This is a genomic window from Mesorhizobium sp. B2-3-5 (assembly GCF_006442395.1).
In the GTDB taxonomy this organism is placed as follows: Bacteria; Pseudomonadota; Alphaproteobacteria; order Rhizobiales; family Rhizobiaceae; genus Mesorhizobium.
The window spans coordinates 102,342-120,962 of record NZ_VFVX01000009.1; the positions used below are offsets into that span (position 1 = coordinate 102,342).

The 18,621-nt window shown below is 63.4% G+C and carries 17 protein-coding genes and 1 pseudogene; 10 read left to right on the forward strand and 8 right to left on the reverse strand.

Annotated features, from left to right (window positions below; translation table 11 throughout):
• Window positions 1-49: 49 nt before the first annotated feature.
• Window positions 50-649 (reverse strand): NADPH-dependent F420 reductase, encoded by a 600-nt coding sequence (locus FJ958_RS13350; protein WP_140607944.1) that lies wholly within the window; start codon window positions 647-649, stop codon window positions 50-52.
• Between the two features lie 147 nt (window positions 650-796).
• Between FJ958_RS13350 and FJ958_RS13355 the strand changes: the two are divergent.
• The 4 genes and pseudogenes from FJ958_RS13355 to FJ958_RS13370 all read left to right on the forward strand — a co-directional run.
• Window positions 797-993, forward strand: a pseudogene (locus tag FJ958_RS13355) (LysR family transcriptional regulator); the annotation flags it as partial.
• A 406-nt stretch (window positions 994-1,399) separates the two neighbouring features.
• Window positions 1,400-2,056 (forward strand): hydrolase, encoded by a 657-nt coding sequence (locus tag FJ958_RS13360; RefSeq protein WP_140607946.1) that lies wholly within the window; start codon window positions 1,400-1,402, stop codon window positions 2,054-2,056.
• 182 nt (window positions 2,057-2,238) lie between these two features.
• Window positions 2,239-3,207, forward strand: coding sequence for a zinc-binding alcohol dehydrogenase family protein (locus FJ958_RS13365; RefSeq protein ID WP_181176384.1), 969 nt, complete (start codon window positions 2,239-2,241; stop codon window positions 3,205-3,207).
• Window positions 3,208-3,237: 30 nt separating this feature from the next.
• The gene (locus FJ958_RS13370) at window positions 3,238-3,687 is read left to right on the forward strand and encodes an ester cyclase (RefSeq protein WP_140743249.1); all 450 of its coding nucleotides are present in this window, start codon (window positions 3,238-3,240) and stop codon (window positions 3,685-3,687) included.
• 89 nt (window positions 3,688-3,776) lie between these two features.
• Here the strand turns inward: FJ958_RS13370 and FJ958_RS13375 are convergent, their stop codons facing one another.
• The 4 genes from FJ958_RS13375 to FJ958_RS13390 form a co-directional block, all read right to left on the reverse strand.
• Complete coding sequence (locus tag FJ958_RS13375; RefSeq protein ID WP_140743251.1) at window positions 3,777-7,760, reverse strand: AsmA-like C-terminal region-containing protein; 3,984 nt, start codon at window positions 7,758-7,760, stop codon at window positions 3,777-3,779.
• 265 nt (window positions 7,761-8,025) lie between these two features.
• The gene (locus tag FJ958_RS13380; RefSeq protein ID WP_140743253.1) at window positions 8,026-8,547 is read right to left on the reverse strand and encodes a hypothetical protein; all 522 of its coding nucleotides are present in this window, start codon (window positions 8,545-8,547) and stop codon (window positions 8,026-8,028) included.
• Between the two features lie 113 nt (window positions 8,548-8,660).
• Entirely contained in the window at window positions 8,661-9,197 is a 537-nt protein-coding gene (locus tag FJ958_RS13385) for a hypothetical protein (RefSeq protein WP_140743255.1), read from the reverse strand.
• Entirely contained in the window at window positions 9,198-10,616 is a 1,419-nt protein-coding gene (locus tag FJ958_RS13390; protein ID WP_140743257.1) for an FAD-linked oxidase C-terminal domain-containing protein, read from the reverse strand.
• Between the two features lie 102 nt (window positions 10,617-10,718).
• Between FJ958_RS13390 and FJ958_RS13395 the strand changes: the two genes are divergently transcribed.
• Together FJ958_RS13395 and FJ958_RS13400 are read left to right on the forward strand one after the other, a co-directional pair.
• Window positions 10,719-11,198, forward strand: a complete 480-nt coding sequence (locus FJ958_RS13395; RefSeq protein ID WP_140743259.1) for a thioesterase family protein — start codon at window positions 10,719-10,721, stop codon at window positions 11,196-11,198.
• A gap of 262 nt (window positions 11,199-11,460) precedes the next feature.
• Complete coding sequence (locus FJ958_RS13400; protein WP_013894716.1) at window positions 11,461-11,658, forward strand: hypothetical protein; 198 nt, start codon at window positions 11,461-11,463, stop codon at window positions 11,656-11,658.
• 77 nt (window positions 11,659-11,735) lie between these two features.
• Here FJ958_RS13400 and FJ958_RS13405 read toward each other — a convergent pair whose 3' ends face one another.
• Window positions 11,736-12,215 (reverse strand): Lrp/AsnC family transcriptional regulator, encoded by a 480-nt coding sequence (locus tag FJ958_RS13405; RefSeq protein ID WP_140743261.1) that lies wholly within the window; start codon window positions 12,213-12,215, stop codon window positions 11,736-11,738.
• 89 nt (window positions 12,216-12,304) lie between these two features.
• Between FJ958_RS13405 and FJ958_RS13410 the strand changes: the two genes are divergently transcribed.
• The gene (locus FJ958_RS13410; RefSeq protein ID WP_140743263.1) at window positions 12,305-13,216 is read left to right on the forward strand and encodes a DMT family transporter; all 912 of its coding nucleotides are present in this window, start codon (window positions 12,305-12,307) and stop codon (window positions 13,214-13,216) included.
• 26 nt (window positions 13,217-13,242) lie between these two features.
• On the opposite strand, the gene FJ958_RS13415 is transcribed toward FJ958_RS13410, so the two are convergent.
• Window positions 13,243-14,139: a dienelactone hydrolase family protein gene (locus tag FJ958_RS13415; protein ID WP_140743265.1), complete on the reverse strand. Its 897-nt coding sequence runs from the start codon at window positions 14,137-14,139 to the stop codon at window positions 13,243-13,245.
• A 250-nt stretch (window positions 14,140-14,389) separates the two neighbouring features.
• On the opposite strand from FJ958_RS13415, the gene FJ958_RS31585 reads away from it, so the two are divergent.
• Both FJ958_RS31585 and FJ958_RS13420 read left to right on the forward strand, forming a co-directional pair.
• Entirely contained in the window at window positions 14,390-14,545 is a 156-nt protein-coding gene (locus tag FJ958_RS31585) for a hypothetical protein (RefSeq protein ID WP_181176385.1), read from the forward strand.
• Between the two features lie 9 nt (window positions 14,546-14,554).
• Entirely contained in the window at window positions 14,555-14,989 is a 435-nt protein-coding gene (locus tag FJ958_RS13420) for a hypothetical protein (protein ID WP_140743267.1), read from the forward strand.
• 261 nt (window positions 14,990-15,250) lie between these two features.
• Here the strand turns inward: FJ958_RS13420 and FJ958_RS13425 are convergent, their stop codons facing one another.
• Window positions 15,251-17,566 (reverse strand): glucose/quinate/shikimate family membrane-bound PQQ-dependent dehydrogenase, encoded by a 2,316-nt coding sequence (locus FJ958_RS13425; RefSeq protein ID WP_140743269.1) that lies wholly within the window; start codon window positions 17,564-17,566, stop codon window positions 15,251-15,253.
• Between the two features lie 187 nt (window positions 17,567-17,753).
• Here FJ958_RS13425 and FJ958_RS13430 point away from each other — a divergent pair, with 187 nt between their 5' ends.
• Complete coding sequence (locus tag FJ958_RS13430; protein WP_140743271.1) at window positions 17,754-18,584, forward strand: DUF2059 domain-containing protein; 831 nt, start codon at window positions 17,754-17,756, stop codon at window positions 18,582-18,584.
• The last annotated feature ends 37 nt before the right edge of the window (window positions 18,585-18,621 follow it).

Sequence of the window (18,621 nt, forward strand, 5' to 3'; positions counted from 1 at the left end):
ACGGCTGTCCCCGTTGCCGCCAGCGGCGTTGTCTCGGTGCATGGCAAGATCAGGCCAACTTGATCAGGTCCTGAGCCACCAGCGTGCCGCCAAACTGCTGCAGATGACTGGCCTGCCGCAGCGTGCCGAGGTCAAGCGCCGCATAGCCGAGTCGCTCGATCAGAGCGGCAACCTGGGACCTCGCGCTGCCGTCATCACCGGACAACACCACAACGCGCCGTCCGCCCGCCTGCGCTGGCGGCGCTTCCAGCTTTGCCGCCGGGACCGTATTGAAGGCCTTCACGACACGGGCGCCAGGAAAAGCCTCCGCGACGATTTCGGTTGAGAGGCGGCCGCCCAGATCGGCGGGCTTGAACGCTGGAAAGTCGACCGCGTTGCTCGCGTCGATCACCAGACGGTTGTTCCAATCCGCACCCGCGCTCCCGGCGAACGCCTGAATGGCACCAAAGGGAATCGCCAGGATCACCACGTCGGCGTGGACCACGTCACCGGTGGTGGCAGGCTTGATGTTGGGACCGAGTGCGCGTGCCATGTCGGTGAGCGACGACGGTCCTCGGCTGTTGGCCACCATCACATCGATGCCTTGGCGCGCGAACTGCGTGGCGATGGCATGGCCGATGGCGCCGGATCCGATTATCGCATAGGTCATTTGCCAGGTCCTCTAAAGTCGGTGGAGTCGTCTGTTGCGAATGGTAGCGCCCCTGACCCAGGGTACGAAACTCGTAAAATTTCGAGTCTTCCATTCGAGGAAATCGGCATGTCTGATCCCGGCACGCCAACGTTTGATCAATAGCGAGTGTTTCTGACCGTGATCGACGTTGGAAGTTTCGCGGGCGCGGCGCGCCAGCTCAACCGAGCCACTTCGGTTGTCAGCTACACGATCACCAATCTGGAAGCGTAGCTTGGCGTCACGCTTTTCGAACGAGATTCCACCCGCCGGCCCGGCTCACAGACGACGGGAAAGCGCTGCTTTCGGAGGCGCGCAACGTTGCCCGAGCAGCAGACGTCGAATTGAGCAAATGAACCGGGAATAGCGAGCGAATACATGTCACCCAAAAGTGACTTCGGTTTTGGCAACACGACATGCATAAGACAAAGACCTGAGATGGTTCGCCTGAATCCGTTGAGACGCGACGCGCTTGGAGCGCTAGTGACTCCAGTCGGCGCATAGCGCTGGCCTCGCCGCAAGACAGTCAATTTGGTTCGATGATCCACACGCCTCGTAGCGGCTTGTCGATCACATCGAACGTCACGCTCGACCGTATCTGACTGTTCGCCTGACGCAACTGCGGTCAAATCTGATCCCGTACGAACCAGATATTCGATCACTTGAATTGAAGATTGAATCACCATGCGGATGGGCGCAGGCCCGTCCGCGAAAACATCAAAAGGAAATTACATGGCCGCTGCAGTATTCCCCAAGGTTGGTCTCGAGGCGATGTTGACGCCCGAGAATTGCGTCCTTGTGCTTATCGATCATCAGGCGTTCCAGGTTGCGGGTGTTCGAAACATCGACCCGCAAATCATGATCAACAACACGGTTGCTCTCGCAAAGGTGGCCAAAGCGTTCAATGTGCCGACACTTCTGACGACGGTGATCAAGGATCGCGGTGGCGAGCTTCTCAAGGCGATCCAGGACGTGTTTCCCGATCAGGTGCCGATCGACCGGACCACTATCAACACCTGGGAGGACAAGGCCTGCGTCGACTGGGTGAAGAAGACCGGCCGGAAGAAAGTCGTCATCGCTGGCCTCTGGACCGAAATATGCCTCGCTTTCCCCGTCATCCAGGCGCTTGGCGAGGGCTGGGAAGTCTATTTTGTGACCGACGCTTCCGGCGGCGTCAGCACGGAAGCGCATGATCGCGGCGTTCAACGGATGATCCAGGCCGGCGGCGTGCCGCTGACCTGGATAGTGTTCGCATCGGAACTCCAGCGCGATTGGGCGCGGGAATCCACCGTTCCGGCGCTGGCGCAGGTCCTCCTGGACCATGGTGGAGCGACCGGCACCAGTCTGGCGTGGGAGTGGCAACTCCTCGGCTCGCACGGCGGAGCCTGACGGCACGGCGAAGCCCGCAGCCAGGCTGCCGCGGGTTTCGCCTTCCGGACCTCATGGTTACTGCCGCACGACCTCCCTCCCCGCTTGCAGAGATCCGCGGGTTAAAAGTTCGGCTTTCGATCGCTCTTCAATTCCGCGTCGGGACATTGCCCGGTGAAGGTTCTCATGTCTGGAGACTGGCGATGACGACGATGCGCGCCGTTCGCTTTTCGGCCTTTGGTCCGCCCTCGGTCCTGGGCGTTCAGACCATCGCAAAGCCCGTCCCGCAAGCTGGCGAGGCGTTGGTGAAAGTGGCTGCTTCGGCGATCAATCCCAGCGACGTGAAATTTGTCTCCGGCGTGTTTAACCCAACGTTGCCGCGCACACCTGGCCGCGACTATGCCGGGACGGTCGTCGCAGCTTCGAGCCGTTGGGCGGGCAAGTCCGTATGGGGCAACGGCGCCGGATTCGGCATCATCCGCGACGGCTCCCACGCCCAGTTCGTTGCCATACCGGAAGATTGGCTTTCGGAGATGCCGGCGAACCTGTCGATGGAGCAGGCCGCCGCCATCGGCGTCCCCTTTGTCACGGCGTGGTCCGCGCTCGTGGTGGCAGGCGATGTCCGAGCCGGCGAAACGGTGCTCATCACCGGCGCGTCCGGCGCCGTCGGCCGCGCGGCGATCCAGATTGCGCACTGGAAGAAGGCTCGCGTGATCGGCGCCGACATCAACATGAGCCAGGATTCCGAAGCGGATATCTTCATCAACACGAAAACCAAGGACCTGCCCACCATGGTGGCGGCTCTGACCGAGAACAAAGGCGTGAATCTTGTACTGGACGCCGTCGGCGGGCCGGTCTTCGAGCCGGCGATGAAGTCGCTGGGTCTGGATGGCCGTCAGGTGGCGATCACAAGCGTCGGTTCGCGCCGCGTCGAATTCGATCTGATGGATTTCTATCACAACCGCCAACGTTTGATCGGCGTTGATACCGCCAAGCTCACAGGCGTCGAAATCGCGGCGATCCTGAACGCGCTTCGCCCGGGTTTCGAGAGCGGCGCGTTGCGACCGTCGCCGGTCAAGACCTGGCCGCTCGATGATGCAGTGGAGGCCTATGAGGCAGTTGCCGCCGGCAATGCCTCGGCAAAACATATCCTGAATCCGCAAAATGCTTAGCCGCCTCACTATTCCAAGAAGGATCTGCCGATGTCCGACTCCGAAGCCAACAAAGCCATCGTGCGTCGCTATTTCGAGATGTTCAATTCCGGCGACCTCAGTCAGCTCGCCGACATTGTGTCGGAGGACTATGGCGACAAGCTCGAAGGGCAGACCTCGGGAATAGAAGTCGTCCGGAGCTACCTCCAGGGGCTGAAGGCCAGCTTCCCGGACTTCACCTGGACCATTGAGCAGATCATCGCCGAAGGCGATCGGGTGGCCGTGATGAACCGCGTCAGCGGCACCCAAGTGCATGATTTCGGGGACATCAAGGCGACCGGAAACCGCGTCGATTTCGCCGCCTTTCAGTTCTACCGGATCGCCGATGGCAAACTCGCGGAGCACTGGGAAGTCGCTGACTTCGCCAAGTTCCAGGAACAGCTCACCGCAAAGCCCGCGGCGACTGCCTTCAAGTCCTTCCAGAACGCCCTGAAGGACTGATCTCCAACGGCGCCGCAGACGCATCGCATCCTTGAATCCCGGTTGTCGGCGGCGCTGATCTTTCGGCGCGAGCGGGGAAGGCGGCGGCCCTACTGCAGCGACTTCAGCAGATTGTCGATTGTGAACGGATTGGCCTTTGGCTTGGCCGGAGGGTTGTCGTTGGCCTCGGGCAACGGCGCACGCTGGACTTTGGACGCCTGTTCCGCGGCCTTGCGCTCGGCTTCTTGCCTGGCCTTTTCCTGCGAGGCGATGCGCATCGCCTCTTCCGCCCTCTGGCGTTCCTGCTCGGCCTGCGCCTTGGCGGCCTCGTCCGCTGCCTGCTGTTCCGCGGCGGCCTTCGCTTCTGCGTCGGCGTCGGCCTTGGCCTTGGCATCAGCCTTGGCTTTCGCTTCAGCGTCGGCTTTCGCCTTCGCATCCGCTTCAGCCTGGGCCTGCGCGTCAGCCTCCGCTTTGGCCTTGGCGTCCGCCTCGGCTTTCAGGCGGGCCGCTTCCTCCTGCTGGCGCAGTTCCTCGGCGGCCTTGTCGCGCGCGTCCTGCAGCGCCGCGTAGTAACGCACCTCGCGCCGCAGGCGCTGCTTCTCCAGCAGCGCCGCCTGCATCGCTTCGACACGCTGCTGCTCCTTTTCCAACGCGCGCTGGGTCAGGAACTGTGCCAGCGGCTCGCTGTCGAACTGCCGCGTCACGGCGCCGAATGGACCCTCGGCGGTAAAATTCATGACCGGTTCGGAGCCGACCAGCGCCTCGTCGCCGGGCCGATAGGTTATCGCGCCCTTGGCGGAAACCGTGCTGGCGTTGAAATCGGCGGTGATGTCGGCCGACAGGGTCGCCGCCGGATTCTCGAGACTGATCGGCGGCGCCCTCAGCGTGCCGCCGGCAACCGTGAAGGCGATGTCGGCGTCCTTGGCGGCAAAGCTGCCATCGGCGGCAATGTCAGGCGCAAAGGCGGCGGTCTTGGCCGCGTCGATATCGCGCCCGATCGCATCCGCCTTGGCAAGGAACGCGCTGAACGCATCGGGATTGACGCCGGCGACCTGCACCCCCCTCAGCGTCGCCGTGCCGGAACCCGACAGGGCAGCGACCATCGCATCCACCGACTTGCCGCTGGTCGACAGCGTCGTCGAGAAATCGCCATTGCCGCTGATGCCGGCGTCCGGCAACACGTTTGCCAGATCGGCGCCCGCCAGCTTCATCTGGCCGGTGAAAAGCCCGGTGCCGTCATTGTTCTTCAACTCGAACAGGCCGGTCAGCGCGCCGCCCAGGTATTTCGCCTTGAGGTCGGAGACACGGATGCCTTCCTTGTCGAGCTTGAGTGAAAAGGCGGCGCCATAGGCAGTGGCTAACGGGCCGGCTGCCAATGCCGCCGTCGTCAGGTCGAGGTCGGCGCTGAACGGCAGGCTGGATTTCTGGCTGAACGGCGCGGCCGGCCACGCGCCGCCCTTGTCGCTCGCGCTTTTGTCAGCCCCATTCTTATCGGTCCCACTCTTGTCGGCCCGATTCTTGTCGGCAAGGAAAGCGGAATCGCCAAACAGCGCCACCGCCAACGGATCGAGGTCGAGTTCATCGAGCACCAGCGCGCCGGCCAGATGCGGCGCGCCGTCCTTGACATCGACGTTGACGTCGCCGGAGACCGCTGCTTCGTTGATGGCACCATTGACATTGTCGAGCACCAACAGGCCGTTGCCATAATCGCCCTGCGCCGCAAGCGACGTCGACATGCCAGCCCCCATGCCCGGCAGACCGATGCCTGCGGTCATCAGCCAGGGTTCGATGTCGGCGGCATCAAGGCTGATCTTGCCCTTTGCGGTGGGCCCCTGCGGGGTCGCCGTGACAGTTCCTTCGAAGCCGGCCTTGAAGTCATTGCCGGCGAGGCTGAAACTCGTCGCCAGGCCGCCGCCAAACGTGCCCTTGGCCTGGATATCCGTGCTTGCCTCGCCCAACATGCCGAGCGGCAGCGCCGGCAGGCCGTAGAGCGCCAGCAGCGTTGTGGCATCGGGGTTTTTGGCGTTGAAAGTCAGCGTCACCGGCGCTTCGAGCAGTTTGTCCGGCGCCCCCTTCCCTGACAGCGAGGCGGAAAAAGCCGAACCACCGGCCTTGCCTTGCCCGCTTACCGCCAGCCCCGTTGTGCCGTCGCCATTGTCGGCGGCGCTCGCTACAAGGTCGACGCGGGCGTCCTGAAACAGATCCGGATAGGCAGCGGCGCGGCTCGCCAGCCCCTTCAGCACCGCATTGCCCGGATAATGCTGAGCTGCAACGTCGATCAGCGGCTTCAGGTCGACGGCGACAACCGAGGCATCGAGCTTGCCGGTCGGGCTTGCCGCAAAATCCTTGATCCGGCCGGTGGCGCTGATCGAAGCGCCGGCCAGCCCGCCAACCGAGAGCCGGTCGACTTCAAGCAACCCGTCGCGCAGCCTGAGCGCCGTGTCGACCGTGTCGGCGGTCAACCCGCCGGCGCTGACCGGCCCGGCCTTGATCTGAAAATCGAGATCGCGATCGGCAAAGCGGTTGGCGCCCTTGTCGCTGACGAAGATCGAGGCGAAGGCCGCCAGTCCATCGACATCGAGCTCACCGCCGTCGAGCCGCATCAGCACCGAAGGCCTGGCATCGTCGGGCTGGCTGGAATCGATGCGTCCGGAAAACTTCGCCTTGCCCAGGATCAGCTCGAGATCGCTGAAGGCCTGGCGCTTCTCCGAGAGATCGACCTTGGCCTTGAAGCCGGCGGCCGGCAGACGGCGGATCGCCTCGTCGACGTCCTTTGACAGCCAGGCGGCAAAGCCGGAAGGTTGGGCGACGGCCAGCAGGAGTGAACCAGTGAAGCCGAAATGGTCCTCGACGCTGAGCATGCCGTCGGCTTCCAGCGTGGTGCGGCCGGGCAAGGTCGCGGCAAGCGATTTGACCGACCAGCCGCCTTCGACGGGTTCGGCGGAAAGATGGACGTCACGCACGGTCGTATCGCCGGCAACCACCGCGGGCAGCTTGACCTCGACGGTGCCGGGGATGGTCGGCTTCGGCAGTTCGAGCAGCGCCTGCTCCAGTCCGGCAATGCGCTGGTCCAGCGTCAGGCCGGCGCCGGCCTGGGCGCCCACCGCCTCGTCGAACTGCACCTGCGCGCCGTTGGCCTCGATGGCGAAGCTCGGCCTCTGACCCAGATCGACCGAAGCCTTGCCGTCGGCGGTGTAGGGATTGTCGAGCGGACCCGTTTCGAAACGAAATTCGTCGACACCGAGCTTCTGGTGGTCGAGCGAGAATTTGCCGTTCAGCCGGAAGCCGGGATCTGGCTTGCCGGCGCTGACCTTCACCGTCTCGCCGTCGCTGCCGCGCAACTGGGCCGAATTCTTGTCGGCGCCGGAAATCTTGAACTGGCCGGAATAGGCGGCGGCACCATTGACGATGCCGGCATTGCCGTCGGTTTCGATCACCAGCGGATAGCTGTCGGGATCGGCCTTCAGCCGGATCCGCATCTGTCCGGAGGGTTCGGCCTTGCCGGTCGATGCCGCGATCGTGGTGCGCAGCCCATCCAGCCGCAACGTGCCATCCATGCGCCATGGACCGGCCAGCGACTTGGCCGAAATGGTGGTGTTGATCTCGGAAAAGATATGGCTGCGTCCGCCGGCGGCATGGCGCAGTTCGATCTGCCCCTCCGTCACTGTCAGCTTCTCGATCGAGATCTGGCCGGGATTGACCGGCGTGGACGGGCGCATCGCCCAGTCGACCGTGCCGTCATTGGCAATATCGATTGTCGCTTTCGGGTGCACCAGCCGCATGTCGAAGATCAGCACCTCGCCACGCAGGAAAGGCGCCAGTTCCGCATCCATCGAAAACGTCTCGACGGTCATCGCTGGCTGACCATTGGGGCCGCCAGCGACCGCGACGTTGGAGAATGTCACCGAAGGGAACGGCAACAGTCTTGCCGTGGCGTCGCCCTGCACCGTCACCTTGCGGCCAAGGATGGCGCTCGCCTCGCGCTCGAACTCGGCGCGGTAGCCGGTCCAGTCGACAAAGTACGGCACCACCAGCGCCGCGCACAGCACCAGTACGAAAAGGCCACCGAAGATCACGAACAGGCGTGCGAGCATCAGCTCCGAACGGGTTGATTGAAATTCTGCCGCACTCTACCCGCATCCGCGTGTCGATAAAGAGGCAATTCACCCAGTGTGGGGTCGCGTCGGACGATCTGAAAACAAATCGGGGACAAAGCAGGGATTTTTGGACGTCTCCACCCCGCAGGGCAGCACGACATCGCGCGGGCGCGCCCGATGCCGCAGGCCTTGTCCTGAGCAAGCAGAGGCAAATCCCGCTGCACGCTGACGTGGCGGGCCGACAGTCACAATTGAAAAGACCTTAGCGTGCGTCGCGCTTGGCCTGCGCTACCTTGCCCGCCTTGTGCTGGCGGCCAAGTTCCGCCGGCCGCACCAGCTCCGGCGCCCGCTCGTTGGCCACGGCCCGCATGCCCTTGTGAGCCGTCCGCGAATTGTGAGCGGGACCGTCCGCCGCCGCGCTTTGCTTCATGGCCAGCGCCTTGCGAGCATTCCCGACCAGCGAAAGGCGAGCTGCCAGTTGGCGCCGTCGCTCGGCCTCGCCATTCAGGCGCCGCATGGCCATCGCCAGCACCGCCAGCTTCACCTGCGAACCGCCATCGGCCTTTGAGGCGGCCGCGCCTTTGGGCGCGCCCTTGCCACGTATTTCACGCCGGCGGCGGTGGGCTTCGGTCTGCGCCTTGTCGCGCCGCTCCCGCAAAAGCTTGACCAGGCCGGAAAGGTCGGCGTCGGAAAGATCCTGCACCGCCGGATGGTGCGATTTCTCCACCAGTTCCTTTTCATCGGCGCTCAGCGCGCGGGCTTCTTCCTTGCGTGAAATGGCCATGACAGTCCTCCTCAGCCGGCAGACCCATCTTTCAGGGTTGCCACAGGAAGCCTCGACCCGAATGGCGGCGCGGTCAAGACGGGCAAATCGATCAATCGCGCCGCCGCCAAAATCTATCGAGAAAGCGAACCGACTTCGACATGAAGTGAGGCAGGATTCACAGCCGCCTCCATCAACACGGCGAGGACCGCCCCCTCATGAAGGCTGGTCGAGAAACTCGCGGCGACGAACTCAATCGTGGAATCGTGGAACGTCAGGATGAAATGCCGATAGCCTGAGAGCAGCTCCGGCGCATGAGACGAGTGACTCCGATTTGCCCTTTCAAGAGAGCCGATCCACGATGAATTTTCGACTTCGAATGCGGAATAGGGCTGCAAACCCAATCCATGCAAACGATGCCCACTGATCTTTTCGTCGTTCGGCGGTCCAAATTGCAAAGCCAAATAGGGATCTGCCGCCAGTATAACGACGGTCTGGTTGCTGGTTGCAGCCGAAACCGATCGTGGGTTTGTGCCATCGAATGACGGGTCCGGGATGTTCGCCAGGTAGGCTATGAGCAGCCTGCCTTCATCCGCAAATATATGAGGCAGCGGCGCGCCGGCGCTCAACGGCGGCACCTCGATGGGCAGCAAAACCTCTGGTTTCGACATCTAATGATCTTGGCCCGGCAAGATCTTGCCCGGATTCATGATGTTTTGCGGATCGAGCGCCTGCTTGATCGTGCGCATGATGTCGACACCATGGCCGAGTTCGTGGCGCAGGAAGCCGATCTTGCCCTGGCCGATGCCGTGCTCGCCGGTGCAGGTGCCGTCCATGGCGATCGCCCGCATGTTGAGCCGAGCGACGAATTTCTCCGACAGCGCGATCTCCCTGGGGTCATTCACATCCATCAGCACCAGCACGTGAAAATTGCCGTCGCCGGCATGGCCGACGATCGGCGCGATCAATCCCATTTCGGCGATGTCGGCTTCGGTCTCGGTGACGCATTCGGCAAAACGCGAGATCGGCACGCAGACATCGGTCGAAAGCCCCTTGGCGCCCGGGCGCAGCGTCAACGACGACCAGTAGGCGTCATGCCTGGCCTTCCACAGTTTGGAGCGTTCCTCGGCGACGCTGGTCCACAGGAACGGGCCGCCGCCATTCTCTTCGGCGATCATGCCAAAGGTTTCGGCCTGTTCAGCGGCGCCGGCGTCGCTGCCATGGAATTCGACAAACAGGCACGGGCTCTCGGGATAATCGAGCTTGGAATAATTCTTCATCGCCCGCATCTGCAGCGCGTTGACCAGCTCGATGCGCGCCACCGGAATGCCCATCTGGATGGTCGCGATGACCGCGTTGCAGGCGGCCTCGACGCTCGGAAACGGACAGACGCCGCCCGAGATCGCCTGCGGAATGCCTTGCAGCTTGAGTGTCAGCGACGTGATGATGCCGAGCGTGCCTTCCGAGCCGACCAGCAGCCGCGTCAAATCGTAGCCGGCCGAGCTCTTTTTTGCACGCTTGCCGGTCGTCACCGTCTCACCGTCTGCCATCACCGCCGTCAGCGACAGCACGTTTTCGCGCATCGTTCCGTAGCGCACCGCGTTGGTGCCGGAGGCCCGCGTCGCCGCCATGCCGCCCGGCGAGGCATTGGCGCCCGGATCGATCGGGAAGAACAGCCCGGTGTCGCGCAGATGCCGGTTCAGATCCTCGCGCGTCACGCCGGGTTCCACGGTGCAATCCAGATCCTGCGGATTGACCGCAAGGATGCGGTTCATGCGTGACGTATCGATCGATATGCCGCCACCGGGCGCGTTGGTGTGGCCTTCCAGCGACGAGCCGACGCCGAAGGCGATCACCGGCACACGGTGCGCGGCACAGGCGCGCACGATCTCCTGCACCTCGGCCGTCGTCTCCGGGAAAGCGACGCCGTCCGGCGCCTGCGTCGGAATATAGGTGGTGGTGTGCGCATGCTGCGAGCGGATAGCCTGGCCGATCTGGAAGCGCTCGCCCATCCGCTGCTTGAGGATGCCAAGCACCGCCGCGATGCCTTCCTCGTTGCGTTCGACGGGATTGAGGTCGCTCAGAGCCATGAATTCCTCCGCTAATGGACCAGTGCCCACGCTTGCCATGCGATTATGGATGCGTAGTCTCACCAGCCACGCTGTGTCCAGCACCAGAACAAGGAAGTTTCGATGTCCATCCCCGCCCCCTTCGTCTCCAGGCCCATGGACATCGAGAAGGATTGGATCGACTACAACGGCCATCTCAACATGGCCTATTACAACGTCCTGTTCGACCGCTGTTCGGACGAGGCCTTCGAAGCGATGGGCATGGGGCTGGATTACGTGAAAGAGCGGCGGCTCACCATCTACACGGCCGAAGTCCATGTCTGCTACGTGCAGGAGCTGCATCTGGACCACAAGGTCAGGGTCTCCTTCCAACTCATCGACCATGACGAGAAGCGGCTCAGGGCCTACCAGGAAATCCGCCATGTCGACGGCTGGCTCGCCGCCACGTCCGAGACCCTGTCGCTGCATGTCGACATGGCGGGGCCGAAGGTGGCACCCTTCCCCGCCGATGTGCTGGCCAGGATCGAAGCCATGCGCGCCGCCCATTCGGCCCTGCCCATGCCCGAGCGCGCGGGCCGCTCGATCGGCATAAAGCGCAAGTAGGGCGGGGCCGGTATCCGTCCAGCTCCCAAACGGCGAGGCGACCGGGTCTGACTTCAAAGCCACACCCGAAACTCAAAATCGCCGAACCTCTGATGTCCGCTGGCACCAGTGCTTGAAGCGGCTCTGGACCCGCGTTAACCTTACCGAGGTTTTAACGGGAACAAGCCAATTGAGACGTTGAACGACTCAGCGGAGCGGTCGAAAACGATCCGCATCGAGTTGCGATACGGGCGGCGGGGCAAAGCCGGTTCGAGGGACGTGCATGAAAACCGACATCAAGGTCGAGGTGGACAGGCTGGCCGCTGATCCGCGCATAACGGACTATGATTTCTGGCGTTCGCTCAAGAACGTCGACAACGAAATCTTCCACATCGCCAACAACAATGAGCCGATCCCGTTCGACATGATCCGCTGGCGCAGCATTTTAAAGCGCGCCCGCCTGAAGCGCGGCCACGCCTGACGCCGGCGAGCCGGCCCGAGGCTGATGCCGTTCGTCACAGCCGCCCCGCGGAAACATCCGATAAGCGTCGCGCCATTTCACGGCGATCGCCGGATCGCCGCCAGAGGCGAACGCGCGGTCACCGGGGACGACTGGATGATGGCCGTGTTGGTCATCGCATAGGGGATGATGCGATCGATCACCCGTTCGAGTTCGGCGACCGAGCCGACATGTGCCAGGGCGATGAAGCAGTCCTCCCCGGTCACCCGGTCGCATTGCGCGATTTCGGGCAACTCACGGATGATCTCGGCCACCACCGACAATTGTCCCGGCACTGGTCGGATGCGCAGCCACGCCGACAGCTTCAGCCCAAGGGCCGAGGGATTGATCCTCACCGAATAGCCTTCGATCACGCCGTTTTCCTGCAGCCGCTTGATGCGCTCGGTGACGCTGGGCGCCGACAGGCCGACGGAGCGCGCAAGCTCCGCCGTGCTGGCGCGTGCGTCCTTTTCCAAGAGGCGCAGGATCTTCATGTCGGCCGCATCAAGATCGATATTTTCAGTTCGAAGGCGCTTCATTGAAAGCTCCTTGTTTCCAGTGATGAAAATGGCCCGATAATCGACCATTCTCCATATAAACTGGAAAAGCTGCCTGCGATACTGATTCGATGAGCGATCAAACGCAAGCTTCAGCTGCCAGCCCTGCCCTCGGCCGCCACGCACCCGGCGGTCTGGCGGCAAAACTGCCGCCGCATGTCTGGTTCGGTGTCAGCGCCGTCTTCCACTATCTCGGGCCGGCCTTCGCCGTGCTGCTTTTCCCGCATGTCGGCGTGCTCGGCATGGCATGGCTGCGCATCGCCACCGCGGCGCTGATTTTTGCGCCGCCGACGCGCCCATGGCGGAGCTTCGCCCGCGCCGATCGCCCAACCCGCCTGCTGTTGCTGGCCTTTGGCACCTGTCTGGCGGTGATGAACTGTTCGTTCTACCTGGCGCTTGACCGCCTGCCGATCTCGCTGGTGGCGGCGATCGAATTCGTCGGCACCATCGGCGTGGCGCTGGTCGGCCTCAGAAGCACTCGCAACCTGGCCGCTCTGGCCGTGGCCGTCAGCGGCACCTTGCTGCTGATCGACGTGAAATGGTCCAGCGATCCTGTCGGGCTGTTCTGGGCCTTCCTCAACGGCGCTCTCTTTGTCGGCTACATCGTTCTTGGCCACCGCGTCGCCCGCGCCGGTGCGGGCGACGGCATAGCGGGCCTCGGTGCCGCCATGGCGGTCGCCTTCGTCGTCGTGCTGCCGATCGGCTTCAGAGACGCACTGCCCGCCTTGTTCTCACCGCCGCTGCTCATTGCAGCCATTGGTGTCGGCATCTGTTCTTCGGTCATTCCCTACATCTGCGACCAGCTTGCCATGTCACGGCTGCCGCGCTCGAGCTTTGCGCTGATGCTGTCGCTGCTGCCGGTCACGGCAACGCTGATCGGCGTCATCGTGCTGCGCCAGGTTCCCGGCCTCAGGGATTGCCTCGGCATCGCGCTGGTGGTGGCCGGCGTTGCCTTCCACAAGCCGGCTCCATCAGCCAGGTGACCCGGCCGGCTGTCTGACACCTCGCGCTATGCCAGTTTCTGCTTGAGGAAAGCGACAGTCCTGCCCCAGGCGAGATCGGCCGCCTTTTTGTCGTAGCGGGCCGCCGACGTGTCATTGTTGAAGGCATGGTTGGCGCCTTCATAGACATAGACCGTGTACTCGACATGGGCGGCGTCGAGCTCTTTCTTGAAGGCATCGATGCCGGCATTGGTGCGCTCGTCGAGCCCGGCATAGTGCAGCAGCAACGCGGCCTTGATCTTCGAAACATCGGCGGCCTTTGGCTGCATGCCGTAATAGGCGACGCTGGCGGCGAGATCGGGCGCGTTGACGGCTAGCATGTTCGCGACACCGCCACCCCAGCAGAAGCCGATGACGCCAACCTTGCCATTGCCGTCCTTGTCGGCCTTGAGGAAGGCGACGGTCGCCACGCCGTCGGCCACGGTCTGCGCGGAGTCCAATTGGGTGAACATGTCACGCGCCTTGTCCTCGTCGGCGGGTGTGCCGCCGAGCGGCGACAGGAAATCCGGCGCAAGCGCCACGAACCCCTCCAACGCCACGCGCCGGGCGACGTCGCGTATATGCGCGTTGAGCCCTCTGTTTTCGTGGATGATGATGACGGTGCCGAGCTTGCCGGTCTGGTCTGCCGGTTTGACCAGATAGCCCTTCATCTCACCGGCGTTGCCGGGATAGGTGATGTCCTCGCCTTTCACGCGGGGGTCGTTTTCGGCGACGATTGCCGCCTGGGCGGAATTGGCGGCCAGAAGCGGCGCGATCGCGGCCGCCGCCGCGCCAGATCCGGCAAGCCTCGTCAGTTGTTCCATGAAGCGCCGGCGATCGAGCGTCAGATGGGTATACTCGTCATAGGCGTCGATCATCGCCTGGGTAATGACGGGTTTTCCAGTGTTTGCGGATATCGTCGTCATGGACGCACTCCTCGATCTCGATGCCTCGACTTCCTTGCGGTTGGCAAGATAGAGGCGAGCCTCGCATCGTCCAGTCACGGCTTCGGTGACACTCCGGTTGCGCGGCTATGGGCGAGCGGCGGGATCATCACATTTTGGTCATCGGCGACAAATCTTGATGGCGCTGCCACAATAGTGGGGGAGACTGAGGAACCGGCCCCCCATGGCGCGGCCACGGTCCTGAATGGTCCGATCTGAAAGGAACACGCCGATGACCATGAACTCGCCGATCCTGGCAACCGCCTTCATGGTTGCCGCGGCCGCCATCCTGGCGATGCGCGCGACCGTTGTCGCCACGAGCTGGAAGTCCATGGTCAAGGTTCGCAGCCGCCAGCGCCATCCGGCAAACACGAAAACCCAAGGATGAGGTGAGATCATGAACGTCCAGGATATCGTCAACACCGTTTCCCAGAAGGCAGGCCTCGATCAGGCGACGACGGAGAAAGTCGTCGGCACCATCTTCTCGGTGCTGGAGCACGAGGCCGATGGCACCAGCGCCTCCTCGTTTTTCGCCAAGATCCCCGGCGCCGATGACCTTGCCCACCAATATGACGTCATGGCCGCCGCCCCTGCCGGCGGTGGCGGCTTCCTGTCCTCACTGCAGGGCGCGCTTGGCGGCGTTCTCGGCGAAAAGGCGGGCGCGCTGGTCAACGGCCTCGCCGTGCTCAAGGCCTCCGGCCTCGACATGGCGCAGATCCAGAAGGCCGGCGCCACGCTGGTCCAGCAGGCCGAAGCCGCCGCCGGTCCCGATTTGACCAACGAGGTGCTCGGCTCGGTCCCGAGCCTGAAGAGCCATCTGGGACTTGGCTAAGGCGTTCCCCCTCGGAAAGCTTTGCGCCGCCCCTCATCCCGGCTGCCGCCACCTTCTCCCGTGTAGTGACGGGAGAAGGGGCAATTTCAGCCCTGGCGCAGTCCCTGCACTACAATTCCGGCAATGTTGGCGATTGGCGAAACCGCCGATGACGGCGTCCTTCCCCCCCGTCTCTATTCCGGGAGAAGTGCCCGGCAATGAGCGGCGGCGCCAGCTTTGCAAAATTGCAGAACTTGACCGATCACTCGTCCGGTATCTGCCTTACTTCGGCAGCGCGTAAGCCATCACATAATCCCCGGGCTTGGTGCCGACCGAGCCGTGGCCACCGGCAACGATGACCACGAACTGGCGTCCGTCGGCCACCGTATAGGTCATCGGTGTCGATTGCCCGCCGGCCGGCAACCGGGCCCGCCAGAGCTGCTTGCCCGACGTCAGGTCGTAGGCGCGCAGATAGTCGTCGACCGCGGCACCCAGGAAGGCGACGCCACCAGCGGTGATCATCGGCCCGCCAATACCGGGCACGCCGACCCTCAAGGGCAGCGGCAGCGGCGTCATGTCGTAGACCGTGCCGTTGCGGTGCTTGTAGGCAACCGCGCCGGTCCTGAGGTCGACGCCGGCGACATACCCCCATGGCGGCGCCTGGCAGGGAATGCCGAGCGGCGACAGGAATGGTCCCATGACCACTGCGTAGGGAGCGCCCTCGTTGCGGTTCAGCCCCTGCTCGCTGCCCTTCGCGTCGCCCGGCGGCGGCACGTCGGCGCGGGGAATAAGTCTGGACGTGAATGCCAGGTAGGTCGGCATGCCGAATATCACCTGCCGCACCGGGTCCACGGCGACCCCGCCCCAGTTGAAGACACCGAAATTGCCGGGATAGATCAGCGATCCCTGTAGGGAGGGCGGCGTGTAGCGGCCTTCATAGCGCAATTTGTGGAAGGCGATCCGGCACGCCAGCTGATCGAACATGGTGATGCCCCACATGTCGGCATCGGTCAGCGGCGGCGGGTTGAAGGAGAGGCCCGATGCCGGCTGCGTCGGCGATGTGTGATCGCCTTCGATGGCGCCACCGGGCGCCGGCATTTCCTTGACCGGTATCATCGGTTCGCCGGTACGCCGGTCGAGCACATAGAGGTCGCCCTGCTTGGTCGGCCCGACCAGCGCCGGCACCACTGTCCCGTCGCCCTTGGTGATGTCGATCAGGCTCGGCTGCGCCGGCACGTCCATGTCCCAGAGGTCGTGGTGCACGGTCTGCCGCACCCATTTCAACTGCCCGGTGTTGAGGTCGAGCGCGGTGATAGAGGAGGAGAATTTCTCGACATTGGCGCTGCGCCCGGCGCCGAGCTGGTCAGGAGTCTGGTTGCCGAGCGGCACATAGAGCAGGCCGAGCTTCTCGTCGGCGCTCGGCGTCGACCACATGTTGGGCGAGTTGGCGGTGTAGGTCTGGCCGGCCGGCAGCGGCGTGATCTGATCCGGATTGCCGGAATCCCAGTTCCACAACAATTTGCCGGTGCTCGCATCATAGGCGCGGATGACGCCGGACGGTTCCTGCGTCGAATAATTGTCATTGACCGCGCCGCCGACGATGATCTTGCCGCCCGCGATCAGCGGTGCCGAGGTCGAATAGTAGTAACCCGACTTCGGGTAAGGCATGCCGGTCAAAAGGTTGAGCGTGCCGCCCTCGGCGAAGGCCGGACAAACCTGCCCATTGGCGGCGTCGAGCGCGATCAGCCGCGCATCCGACGTCGGCAGGTAGACACGGCTTGCGCAAGGCTGGCCGACGGCCCCGGCGGCATCGGCATAGTAGGACACGCCGCGGCATGTCTGGTGCTGGCGGTCCTTGTCGAGCTTGATCTTGGGATCGTAGCGCCATTTCTCCTTGCCGGTCGCCGCATCGATGGCGATGGCGAAATTGTGCGGCGTGCAGATGTAGAGCATGTCGCCGATCTTAAGCGGCGTCACCTGATAGGTGGTCTCGCCGATATCGTCCGGTCCCTTCACATCGCCGGTGCGGTAGGTCCAGGCCGGCTGCAGATTGGCGACATTGTCCGGCGTGATCTGGTCGAGCGGCGAGTAACGCTGGCCGAACTGCGTGCGGCCATAGAAGTGCCACTCGCCGGCCGGCACGTCGCCGCCAAGATTGGCATTGGGGATCACCTTGTCGGTGTCGAGCGCGCCGCCGATGTCCTTCGGGTCCGCGGTCATCGAATAGCCGGCCACCGCCAGCGATGCCAGCACAGCCAGGATCAGCGGCGCGCGCCCGTCAGGCCCGGCAAGGCCGCGCCTCGCCCAGGGCGTCAAAAGCCACAGCGCCACCAGCACGATGATGCCGCCGCGCGGGCCGAGTTCCCACCAGTCGAAGCCGGTTTCCCAGACCGCCCAGGCCAAAGTGCAGAGCACGATCGCCGCGTAAAGCCACAGGGAGGTGGTCCGGCGTCGGTAGAGCAGCCAGGCGGTGATCAGGAAGGCGAGGCCGGCAATGATGTAATACCAACTGCCGCCTAGCGAAGCCAACCAGATGCCGCCCCCGCCGAGCGCCAGGCCGATGAGAAACAGGATGAGGGAGGTGATGGTGACAGCCAAGATGATACTCCTTCGACTGTTGCTCGCCAGTGAGGCGGCCATGGGCAACGTCCCTGCCCTTTGTTCAGCTTTCCCTCACCAGCTCCGCCTGTCAAGCTGGCCCACACGCCAAGGTGGCAATCCATCTTGCCGGCGTTCGGGTTTTCCAGCAGTCTCCATGGGTCATCTTTCCCGTGGAGCAAGCAGAATGTCGTCATTCGTTTCGCATTCGACGCGCATGGCGTTTGCGCTCTACTGCCTCGTCCTGCTCATTACTGGCACTGTGGCCGCGCCGGCGCAGACAATCAGCGACATCAACAAGGCGAACGGCTTTCACGAGATGCTGGCCGGGATAGGCCCAAGCGTAGTCACCGGCATAAAATCCGTGCCGGCGCCGCGAAAGGTCAAGGAGGCCTTGTCCGCCGCTGCCGAAGGGGCTTTTGACGCCGACAAGGTGGAGAAAGCCATCGAAGCCCGAATCTCGCGCCAACTGCAGCCTGCCGAGCTCACCGATCTGGCGGCTTTCTTCGCTTCGCCGTTGGGTAAGCGGGTCACAGGCCTGGAGATTCAGGCCTCCGATCCGCAAGCCTTGGAGCGCAGAAAGATCGAAGGTCCGAAAATCCTTGCGGAACTTCAGGCTGGAGATCCGACGCGGCTCGCGCTCTACCGGAAAATCATCGAGGATATCAGCGCCGTGGACATGACTGAAGCAATGACACTGAACGCGAGCTATGCGGTGGTTTCGGGAATGCTCGCGGCAGCCGGACAGCCTTTATCGGATCAGCAGATAATGGCACTGGTGCATAAGCAGGCCGGTAACATTCGCGAGAAAGCCGAAAAGCGGATCATGGAAAATACTGCTTTCGCGTATCGCGACTTGTCGCTTGATGATCTCGGACTTTACGAAGCTTTCCTGGCCTCACCTGCCGGTAGCCACTATTACGACCAGATGCAGGTCGCTCCGGGCGCGGCGATAACCGACGAGGCGCGTTCGCTAGGGCAGCGATTGTTCGTCGCTCTCGGCTACCGCAAGGCCTGAGCGGCCTTCTCGGCACTTTACCGGGAACAAAACGTAG